The following is an 11074-nucleotide window of genomic DNA, read 5'->3' on the forward strand; positions in this document are numbered from 1 at the left end:
TTTTTTAAATTTGGTACTCGACGGGATTTATTGATCAGTGCGTCAATATCACCAGACTTCACTAACTCTTGATAGCGATAAAATGTATCTCTTGAAACACCCATCACTTTGCATGCTCTGGATACATTCTGAAGCTCTTCAGCTAAATTGAGCAGACCTACTTTGTGTTTAATGATTTGATTGTTAGTATGCAACATAAGAAAGTTACCTTTGTTTGATTAAGATTTCGACACCTTTATCAAAACGGGTAACTTTCTCTTTTTCAAGAAGAATGTACGATCAAGTCTGAACTAATACATTTAATTTAATCTTTAAAACTGGATAATCAATATACATCCTTTTTAATCAATCAGTACTTTTATCTTCCTGAAATTTAAACAGTTTGATAAATATCACTTTTAAAAATACAGACTTAACTTTTAAATCAAAATTATTTTTAAGCCCATGAGAATTTCAGTATAGAATAGCCGCTTTCCCTTACCTTGTTTTAGTATGTTTTCAGCTTTTTTGCGTTTGAGCTTGGTCTCCCGAATTATGATTGCAATTGTACTCGGCGTGGTTGTTGCAATTTTATTCCCAGAATCTGCGCCTTATTTAAGTCTTTTGGGTGATTTATTTATTAAAGCTCTAAAGTCTGTTGCGCCAGTTTTAGTGTTTCTTTTGGTGATGGCGTCGATTGCTAATTTTAAAATCGGAAGCAGCAATGCTTATATCAAACCAATTATGCTGATGTATGCGATTGGTATGTTCTTAGCTGCACTCAGTGCAGTTATTGCAAGTACACTTTTCCCAAGCACATTGTTTTTAGATGTTGCAACACAAACAGAATTAACCCCGCCAGGCAGTCTTGCTGAAATTTTAAAAAACCTTTTACTTAGTTTTGTCGCCAACCCTGTAGTTGCTATTGCCGAAGCCAACTTTATTGGTATTTTGGCTTGGGCTGTGACTTTAGGGATTGCTTTTCGTCATGCTACAGATACCACCAAAGCACTGCTCAATGATGCTGCCAATGCAGTCAATCGCGTCATTCGCTTAGTGATTAACTTTGCGCCTTTCGGAATTTTTGGTTTAGTTGCCGTGACATTTGCCGATGCAGGCTTGAGCACCTTAGCTAGTTACGCTCAATTATTGGCAGTTTTGTTAGGGACAATGTTCTTTGTTGCGCTGGTCATCAACCCAATCATGGTGGCATTTGTGACCCGCAGCAATCCTTATCCTTTAGTTTTTCAATGCTTACGCGAAAGTGGCATTACCGCATTCTTTACTCGTAGTTCTGCAGCCAACATTCCTGTCAACTTAGACTTAGCCAAGCGCTTAGGTGTACAGGAATCAACGGCGAGTGTTGCAATTCCTTTAGGCGCAACAGTTAACATGGCAGGCGCATCGGTCACCATCACCGTTTTAACCTTAGCTGCAGTAAACACCCTCGGGATTTCTGTCGATTTTAGCACCATGCTGATTTTATCTGTAGTTGCAACGGTGTCTGCCTGCGGTGCTTCAGGTGTTGCTGGCGGCTCATTACTGCTCATCCCTGTAGCGTGTGGCTTATTTGGTATTTCTTCAGATATCGCCATGCAAGTGGTTGCGGTTGGTATGGTCATTAGCGTGTTGCAAGATTCAACCGAAACTGCGCTCAACTCATCTACCGATGTACTATTTACTACTGCGGTTGGCCGCGGTTTGAGTTAAGATACAATGCGTTAGGAAACTTACACTATCATCGACTATGCCTTTTCAAACTTTACCACTTTGGGTGCAATTTGGTGCTTTTTTTCTGGCAGTCAACGCTGGAATTATTAACGTACTCGGATTGGTGACCGTATTACATCAGTCCGTTTCACACATGACTGGAAACGTCAGTATCTTGGCGATGGCGCTAATCAACTGGAAACCAGAAGCGATGATTTTCTTGTTTGTCGTGATTTTGTGCTATGTCATCGGTTCATTTTATAGCGGCGTCATTTTAGGAAATAGTAATTTTCGCTTAGGGCGGCGTTATGGTTTACCCATGAGTTTGGTGGCATTATTTATTTTAATTTGCTGGGTGTTATTGCCTTATTTCCCACGTTATGCCCTGCTTTGGGCGTCAGTCGCCATGGGCATACAAAATGCCATGGTCAGCTACTATAAAGGTACCATCATCCGTACCACACATTTATCTGGGGTATTGACCGATTTAGGCTTAGCTCTCGGTTATCGAGTCAGAGGCTTACAAGTCGAAAAAAAACGTATTGTTTTGCACTTACTGATTTTACTTGGTTTCTTTGTGGGTGGATTGCTCGCTGCAGCCATTTATCCTACATTTAAACTGAATTCTTTTCTGGTACCTGCTGGACTCAGCCTAAGCTTGAGTTTGGTGTATTGGATTATTTATTTTCGCTATCGACATCTTCAACATTAAGTTTTGGAAATTATCATGGTTAAAAATGCACTACAGGCACAATTGCTCAAAGCGGGTTTAGTCGATAATAAAAAGGCAAAAAAACTGTCTAAACAAGCCGTACACGAACAGCGCACAGGCGAAAGTAAAGATGCTGAAGTGAAAGCCAAAATTGCACAGGCACAGCAAGAAAAACTGGCCAAAGACCAAGCCATTGAGCAAGAAAAGAAAGCAGCTTTACAGGAAAAAGAATTGAAAGCTGCAATTATGCAAATGATTCATCAGCATAAAATTCGTGATACCGATGGTGAAGTTGCTTATCAATTTTTAGACGGCAAAATAAAAAAAGTGTATATCAATCAACAAATTTACAATGCGCTCGTGGCAGGTAGTTTAGTGATTGCCAAGGAAAATGACAGCTATGCCTTCCTACCGAAAGCTTTGGCTGAACGTATTAATAGCAAAATGGAAGGCTTTATTATTGTCAATAATGCCGAGAAAAATGAAGCAACAACAGATGAAGAAGATCCATATGCAGCCTATGTGATTCCAGATGATTTGATGTGGTAGGCCACGCAAATTTTTATGCAAATATTGACGCTAAGTATTTATTCAAAAAGCCAGTATCTGTACTGGCTTTTTGAATAGAGCTATACATTCAGTTAAAACTTACTGTAAAAACAAATAATTAAAATGTAGCAAAAAAGTTACTCAGCCTTAAAATTTAAACTTTAGTCGATACACTATCTAGCAATTTCAGACATCAATTAAAAATTAAGGTGGATTGCAGGCTAAGATTTACAATGCCATGCAGACGAAAAACAGTAACCTTAAAGCGAGGATCTTTTGCAAGACTTAAATTTAATTCAAAATATTCAGGAATGGTTCAACCAATACCCTTGGTTAGAAATGCTGACCTCACTCAGTATTGTGATTTTACTGGCAATTTTAGCCAACTTTATCGCCAAACAAATTGTGGTGCGTGGTATTCGTAAACTCATTTCTAAAATGACCTTTACCAATAGCGAAATTATTTCACAGCATAGCGTGATCCGTCGTATTGCCAATATTGTCCCTGCTGTCGTGATTATGAATGGCATTACCACCGTGCCGCACTTATCAGATAAAGTAGAAAGCTTTGTGCAAATGGCTGCGCAAGCCTTTATATTCCTGACCATTGCTTTGGCAATTTCTGAATTTTTAAATATTTTTAACCTGTTCTATCAACGCAATCCTAAATCACGCAACAAGCCAATTAAGGGCTATTTGCAGTTAGTTAAACTCATTATTTATGTGGTGTGTGCCCTCATGATTTTAGGCACTTTCCTAAAAAAAGATGTGTTTACCTTACTCGCGGGTTTTGGTGCAATGGCTGCTGTCTTGATGTTGGTTTTCCAAAATACCATTTTATCTTTGGTGGCTTCAGTACAAATTTCTTCCTACGATATGGTACGGATTGGTGACTGGATTGAAATGCCGTCATTAAATGCCGATGGTGATGTCATTGATATGTCATTACATACTGTTACCGTACAAAACTGGGATAAAACTCTAACCACCATTCCAACCAATAAACTCATTACCGATACCTTTAAAAACTGGCGTGGCATGCAGGAAGCAGGTGCCCGACGTATTAAACGTGCCATTTTAATTGATCAAAGTTCTGTGCACTTTATGACTGAACAAGAACAAAGCAAACTGAAAGAATTCTTGTTATTGGATCAATATTTGCATAGTAAAAATGAAGAAATTGAACAGTTTAATCAGCAGTTAGCAAACCAATCACAATACAACCAGCGCCGTTTAACCAATTTAGGGACTTTCCGCGCCTATGTTGAGTTTTATCTGAAACAACATCCAGGTATTAATCAATCTCAATCATTGATTATTCGCCAACTACAGCCGAGCAGTGAAGGTTTACCGCTAGAAATTTATGCTTTTACCAAAACCACTGCATGGAAAGAATATGAAAGTATTCAATCCGATATTTTTGATCATTTGCTGGCAATTATTCCTGAGTTTGGCTTAAAAGTGTATCAAGCCCCATCGGGTTCAGATTTAAAGCAAATTGCTGCACCATTTAAAGCAAGTTCTGTCCAAAGTCTAAATCCTGTAGAAATTGACGAGGCATAATTACGGATTTATTGCTGAGCCATGTGTCGCTAAATGCTTGCATGGCTCGGTAGCCGTTTTATTTTCAGCAAGACGATAAAATTTTTCATTTAAATTAAAATACATTTGTATATATTAATAAGAGAAAATAAAGTCTTATTTGTAACAGAGCTTTGTTGAAAAAAAATATCTAACACTATGATTCAATTGTATAAAAATTCCTCAAACCTTTAAATCAAAGCTTGCTCCTAATTTATGTAATAAGGTCATTGCCGGTTGAAAAAGTCTAATGATTCTAAGAATTCACCTAACTTTTCAACTCAATAAAATGTGTCGCTCTTGTTAATTGATTCTAGATTCCAAAAATGATCATCAATAATGAGTCTAATGAAATATTGAAATTCACTACTTTTGTGCTTTAACGCTCATGATGATCAATACACTCGCTAGAGGATGAGGGATATGAGTTTATAAAAGATCTCTAATAGACCAAATAATGAAAAGTTTAAGGCAGGACACGGTACAACGTCGCAAAACATTGTTCTGCTTTTTCATTATTACAGAAATTAATGGTATGCGCATTTTTCCATTTTACAAAATATTGTGAAATGTCCCCTGTTTGGTCTTCCTGATATCCAGAACAATCCACTTCATTATTGTCATATTTAACTTGCAAAATTAAAGCAGGTAACGAATTTGCAGGGTCTTGTGAAGGTTGATAATCATATACGCCCGCAGACCATTCTTGACCGCTTTTAATCACCACATCGCTATTACTTTTAAAGTTGTAATATTCAATACATTTACGATTATTTGGTATTTGCATGCCCCACAGCCCCACAATTTCTGGACGGGTCACCACACGAAATTTATTGGTCGTTTCTGCTGCTACTGGCGTTAACTTGGCTGAATGTATTGTTGTATTTTCATTCGCAATCGCACAGACAGAACATAAGCTTAAAACTGTGGTTAGATATATTTTTTTCATACATTTATTTAAAGATATAAACCGTTTAGACAACTTAGCATATTTTTAATCCAAATCTGCAAGCATAAACACAACACAACAATTTTATTTAGCAAAAGTGTGACACAATTTACATTTAATTGACTTTATGGGTAATGGTTATTTGATATGATCGCCTTTCTGTTATGAACGTCAAACTCATCAAGTTTTTTTCTTAATTATCAACCCATTGCAAAAGTGAGTTTAGTACTTGCAAAACTTTAGCATACCGTAAACTATATCTTCGGCTCAAAAGCAAATATTTGCCTTTGGGCTGCTTGCTGTTGTGGTATTTTTTGCTTGTTTATTGGGTATTTTTACTCGCCCGCTTAGCTACTTTTCTTTTTTTTGGCCAAGCAACGCCCTCTTGTTGGGGCTACTCATTCGCTTTCCATCTTTAAAAAGTTTTGGTGGAATTTTGGGTGCGTTTTTTGGCTATATGGGCGCCGATTTGGTCACAGGCAATACTTTCCTGATGACTCTAGGTTTAACGCTTTCCAACTTTGTAGCTGTTTTTAGTGGGTTGTTTTTCTTTAATTATGCCCGCGCTAAACTTCCAGCGAGCAATAATAATGTGTCAGAGCTATATCCACATATTATTGCTGTAACTTTAGGCTGTTTCTTTGGGGCTTTATTTGCCATTCTTCTGCTGCCAAATTTGCCGCACACCTTTATGTTAAAAGAAAATCGTTGGATTGATTTTTTTACTTGGTGGTCTGGTGAAATTTTAAATGCGGTAATTGTCTTACCTTTAATTTTGGCTGCCCCACGCTGGTCTAAATTCAAAGAACTTATAAGTAATCAATATGCTAAAGAAACTCAAATTCAGGATATCTTGCCCTTTTTTGCATTACTGATCTCTATCGCCTGCACCCATATTTTTTATGGACCAGGTGCATTGTTGTATCCATTGGCTGCATTAATTTGGGCAGCTGCCAGCTATCAACTTTTTAATTTGGCACTGATTAATAGCTTGGTCTGTTTAACTCTGTATCATAGCGTCACAGGCTTGTTTATAGATCAAGTGAATTCGAGTTATTTAATCAACATTATTTCTATTCGTGTGGGTTTAATTATTTTAGGTCTTGCCACGTTAATTTTATGTGTGATTAGCCAAAACCGAAATCAGTTGTTTAGAGAAGTATTGTATCTGGCAAATCATGACAGTTTAACTGAAACACTTAACCGCCGCAGTTTTACCCAGTTAAGTGAAAAAGCTTTAAAGCATAAAGACAATCATTTACTGTCTTTAATTATGTTAGATATCGACGATTTTAAAAAATTGAATGATCAATATGGACATTATGTGGGTGACTGTGCTCTACAACATCTCTCTCATATAGTTAAAGGCAATTTACGTAATCATGATTTATTTTGTCGTATAGGCGGTGAGGAATTCATTATTTTACTAAACAATATTAACTTAAATGAAACTCAACGTATTGCGGAACGTATTCGCTTGCGTATTGAACATCAATCATTATATTTAGAAAACTGTGAACCTATAAGATTTACAGTAAGCGTGGGGATTTTACATATTCAATTGCCAACTACTCTCCCTTTACAAGATTTAATTATTCAGGCAGATCAGGCGCTATATCAGGCAAAGATGCAAGGTCGTAATCGGGTCATTCTTGCTTCTTAAACAAAAATAGCATACAACATAAATTTGACAATAAAGATTTTCAGGATTGAAATGAAACTTGCAGAATACCTCCAATATGATGCTTTAGGCTTGGCAGAGTTGGTTGCCAAAAAGGATGTTCAAGCTTCTGAATTATTAGATATTGCATTATCACGTGCCGAACAAACGAATCCTCAATTAAATGCCATTATTATTCCTATGCATGAACATGCACGTCAACGCACACAAACAGAATTAACAGGTCCATTTGCAGGTGTGCCCTTTTTAGTCAAAGACTTATTTCAACAATATGCAGGCTATCCAACTTCATTTGGCTGTCAGGGTTTAAAACGTGCGCATCATCTTGCAGGACAAAATGCAGAAATTGTAAATCGTTGGGAAAATAGCGGAATCGTTACCTTTGGACGTACCAACACGCCTGAATTTGGGATTAAAGGCATTACTGAGCCAGATGCTTGGGGTGCATGTAAAAACCCTTGGAATTTGAAACATAATAGCGGCGGTTCTTCAGGTGGCTCTGCATCTGCAGTCGCAGCAGGTATTGTCCCAATTGCAGGGGCAAGTGATGGCGGTGGTTCTATTCGTATTCCTGCATCTTACTGTGGGTTGTTTGGTTTAAAGCCAAGTCGTGGACGCACACCATGGGGGCCGCAACTCAGTGAAGCTATGCATGGTGCAGCGATGCAACATATTTTAAGTAAAAGTGTACGTGACAGCGCAGCAATGCTCGACGCAACACATGGTGCAGATGGTCATTCACTGTTTAAAATTGAGGCTCCTGAACGCAGTTATTTAGATGTAATTCAGCAAGCGCCAAAAAAATTAAGAATCGCATATTCGACCCAATCTCCAATTGGTACAGCTGTTTCACAAGATGCTATCAACAGCATTCAAAAAACTGTACAGCTTCTAGAGTCTTTAGGGCATGAAGTTGTTGAAGACCGTCCTACTATTGATGGCATGCAATTGGCCAAAGATTTCATTACCACATGGTTTAGCCAATTTGCTTATTTAATTGCTGAAATTCAAACTCGCTTACCAAATCATTCCGATAATTTTGAGCTAGATTCTTTGGCTTTGGCTGCCTTTGGCGCAAAAACCTCATCTGTAGATTACATTCGCAATTTGAATAATTGGGGGGTATACGTTGCGCAAATGAATGAATTTTTTGAGCGTTATGATTTATACCTCATCCCTGCAACTGCCTCAGTTGCACCGAAAAATGGCGAAGTGAAAACTCCTGCATGGCAAAAACCAATTTTAAAAACACTAATGCATGCGGGTAAAGCACATTGGTTAGCGCAAGGTAAATTGGTCGATCGTATTGTCAAAGAAAACCTAAAATGGGTACCGTTTACTCAACTCGCGAATATTACAGGGCTGCCTGCAATGTCTGTTCCGTTATATTGGAATAAAGATAACTTACCATTGGGTTCACAGTTTGTCGCGCCTTTTGCACGTGAAGATCTACTTTTACAACTGGCGGCTCAACTTGAAGCGGTTCAACCGTGGTGGCATCAATACGCTAAAATCCGTATTTGATGTAGCAATTAGTAAGAAGCAAGCTATGCTGACAACATTGCTTGCTTCTATTTCTTCTCTTTTTCGTATTAAAAGAATGCTATCAACCAACTCAGCTTGGTATCGTTCGACAATGACTACGACTCTAAATGTTTTGGCAATCCCCAAATAAAACATAGACCAAGCAGTGTAGATAATCCTGCAAAAATAAAAATCCATTCGCCTGAAACAATATCCCAATAATGCCCCGCCAAAATACTCCCGACTGCGACACCTAAACCCCACATGGTACTGTAAAGTGCTTGCCCACGACCTTGCTGTCCTGCTGAAAAATTTTGAAAAATCACCCGCATGGCAATGATATGAAATAAGCCAAAACTAAAAGCATGGATGCTTTGTGCAAAAAATTGCGCAAAAAATATGGATGGAAATAAACCGACAATCACCCAACGTAAGCCTGTCAAAGTTAAACATACAGCAACCAGTGAACGCCAAGACCAACGCTTTAAAAACAAACCTGCGTAGGCAAACATAATAATTTCAGCAATCACTCCGACAGACCACAATAAGCCAATCTGACTTGTACTAAAACCTGCCTGACCTAAAAAATTACTATAGAAACTATAAAATGGTGCATGCGAAAATAGCAAAATCAATTCAATAATAAAAAAAGAATAGACCACTGGACGCTTTAAAATAGGCAATAAGGGTTCAAGTTGTTTTTGTGCAATGGGTGCGGTGCTCGGCTCTTGAATACTGAACGACCATAGAAATGCCAGTAAAGAAATGCAGAGGAGCAACACAGGTAACATAGAGATTGGAATAATTTCCAAAATAGCGCCTATGCCAAAAACCCCGACAATAAAACCTATAGAGCCCCATTTACGCACTTTGCCATAGAGTTCCGCACGTTGCTCGCCCAACCAAAACAAAGTCACGCCTTCAAATTGTGCCAAAATTGCATTTTGGAAAAAGCTAAAAATCAGCATGAGCAATGCAACAGACTGAAAACTATTTGGAATAATAAAAATCAGTAACCAAATGCTGGCTTCCATCCAAGTTGCGATGCGTACCAAAAGCATCCGTTTACCTGATTTATCGGCAATCCATCCCCAAATAAAAGGCGCGAAAAAGCGCGTTAAAATGGCAATAGAAGATAAAACTCCAATTTCCTGATAATTAAAACCTTGATCTTCTAAATACAGGCTCCAAAAAGGCAAAAATGTCCCAACAATTGCATAGTAGAAAAAGTAGAATCCACCTAAACGTGTCGATATATTCAAGGCTTGCATCAACATATATTTCCTTGATTTTTCAAACACATAAATAAGTGCATTATCTAACCTGATCTAAAATTTTAAGACTCCGATATATTAACACTGTAGTACTTTAATTTTGAGTCATTGACTGATTAAAGCGAAAAATACCCTGAAAATCAGATCAAATTTTCAGGGCGATATTGAGCAGTTTTGTTACAATTGTTTAGCCGCAAGACGCTTGTAGAATAATTTTAGTTTTCGGATCGACCACCACAGTGACGCGATTCATACGATAATCCATGGTGACAGGCTGCCCTGGTGCAACCATTCTCACAATTTCAGCTCGTGTTATCGTTTTAATTTGTGTTTCAGACAAGCCTGTTTTACCGACTAATTGCGCAGCAGATTCTGGGACACAATTTTGCATGGTCTGTGGCACCTTAGTTTGTTCATTTACAGGCTGATTGCTACACGCAGCTAAAGTTACCACGCTTAAAACAGTCAGGATACTATATAACTTTTTCATATTGATACTCATGTTTATTTTCTTCAACACAACTAAAATAACATAACTGATTTAATACTAGACTTCTTGCAAATCATTTTTTAATCAATTGCATGTTGTAAATTGCAGCAATCAAATTAAGGTGTAAACCCATGCGTTTACGCCGATTGCGATAACGCTCAGCAAGGAGAATGGCTTTGTGCAACAAAGCCATGCAACGTATAAAAAATGGATAAGCCGAGTAGCGTCAGACGCATTTAAAAATCCCCCAATATAATTTATGATAAGTTATAACATTTTATATAAATGGTGTGATTTTTTAATGATCAGTAATTTTTTTAAGTATCTAAATTGTACTAGCTCAAACCTGATCTGACAGTTACCCATTTTTTATTGTGCCTGTCAGGTTAAATTTGAGCTAAATTTTTCTCAGCCCAAATCCGTTTTCCATCAAGTAAAGTTTCAAGTGGTGTACGACCACAGCACATTTTTCCTTGATGAGTCCGTTCAGTATTATAGAATTTCAGCCAATCGTCTAGATCAACTTGTAATTCTTCCAATGAGCTATAAAGCTTCTTCCTAAACGTAATTTGATAGAACTCCTGCAAAATCGTCTTATGGAAACGCTCACATATACCATTTGTTT

General features: G+C 37.7%; 11 protein-coding genes and 1 pseudogene. 6 read left to right on the forward strand and 6 right to left on the reverse strand.

The window, feature by feature from the left end:
• On the reverse strand, positions 1-197 hold a 197-nt coding region (locus BJN41_RS12770), incomplete at its 3' end, for a helix-turn-helix domain-containing protein (RefSeq protein WP_034683890.1).
• 295 nt (positions 198-492) lie between these two features.
• Between BJN41_RS12770 and sstT the strand changes: the two genes are divergently transcribed.
• The 4 genes from sstT to BJN41_RS12790 all read left to right on the forward strand — a co-directional run bounded on the left by sstT (position 493) and on the right by BJN41_RS12790 (position 4513).
• Positions 493-1689: a serine/threonine transporter SstT gene (sstT, locus tag BJN41_RS12775; RefSeq protein WP_070155641.1), complete on the forward strand. Its 1197-nt coding sequence runs from the start codon at positions 493-495 to the stop codon at positions 1687-1689.
• Between the two features lie 37 nt (positions 1690-1726).
• Entirely contained in the window at positions 1727-2401 is a 675-nt protein-coding gene (locus BJN41_RS12780) for a YoaK family protein (protein ID WP_070155643.1), read from the forward strand.
• 15 nt (positions 2402-2416) lie between these two features.
• Positions 2417-2950, forward strand: a complete 534-nt coding sequence (locus BJN41_RS12785; protein WP_019837323.1) for a DUF2058 domain-containing protein — start codon at positions 2417-2419, stop codon at positions 2948-2950.
• A 276-nt stretch (positions 2951-3226) separates the two neighbouring features.
• A complete protein-coding gene (locus BJN41_RS12790) occupies positions 3227-4513 on the forward strand; it encodes a mechanosensitive ion channel family protein (RefSeq protein ID WP_070155645.1) in 1287 nt (428 codons plus the stop codon).
• Positions 4514-4997: 484 nt separating this feature from the next.
• Here the strand turns inward: BJN41_RS12790 and BJN41_RS12795 are convergent, their stop codons facing one another.
• Positions 4998-5480 (reverse strand): hypothetical protein, encoded by a 483-nt coding sequence (locus BJN41_RS12795; protein WP_070155647.1) that lies wholly within the window; start codon positions 5478-5480, stop codon positions 4998-5000.
• Positions 5481-5784: 304 nt separating this feature from the next.
• On the opposite strand from BJN41_RS12795, the gene BJN41_RS12800 reads away from it, so the two are divergent.
• Positions 5785-7143 carry a GGDEF domain-containing protein gene (locus BJN41_RS12800; RefSeq protein WP_081406308.1) on the forward strand — a complete coding sequence of 453 codons (1359 nt, stop codon included), beginning with the start codon at positions 5785-5787 and terminating at the stop codon, positions 7141-7143.
• A gap of 51 nt (positions 7144-7194) precedes the next feature.
• Entirely contained in the window at positions 7195-8685 is a 1491-nt protein-coding gene (locus BJN41_RS12805) for an amidase (RefSeq protein WP_070155651.1), read from the forward strand.
• Positions 8686-8801: 116 nt separating this feature from the next.
• On the opposite strand, the gene BJN41_RS12810 is transcribed toward BJN41_RS12805, so the two are convergent.
• From BJN41_RS12810 to BJN41_RS12820, 4 genes and pseudogenes are all read right to left on the reverse strand, one after another.
• Positions 8802-9956 (reverse strand): MFS transporter, encoded by a 1155-nt coding sequence (locus BJN41_RS12810; protein ID WP_070155654.1) that lies wholly within the window; start codon positions 9954-9956, stop codon positions 8802-8804.
• Positions 9957-10146: 190 nt separating this feature from the next.
• Positions 10147-10449, reverse strand: coding sequence for an I78 family peptidase inhibitor (locus BJN41_RS12815; RefSeq protein ID WP_070155653.1), 303 nt, complete (start codon positions 10447-10449; stop codon positions 10147-10149).
• Positions 10450-10522: 73 nt separating this feature from the next.
• Positions 10523-10618 (reverse strand): annotated as a pseudogene (locus tag BJN41_RS15920) (IS5/IS1182 family transposase); the annotation flags it as partial.
• 217 nt (positions 10619-10835) lie between these two features.
• On the reverse strand, positions 10836-11074 hold a 239-nt coding region (locus BJN41_RS12820; RefSeq protein ID WP_141730405.1), incomplete at its 5' end, for an integrase core domain-containing protein.

Origin of the sequence: Acinetobacter towneri (assembly GCF_001758345.1) — a bacterium.
GTDB classification, from domain to species: Bacteria; Pseudomonadota; Gammaproteobacteria; order Pseudomonadales; family Moraxellaceae; genus Acinetobacter; species Acinetobacter towneri_A.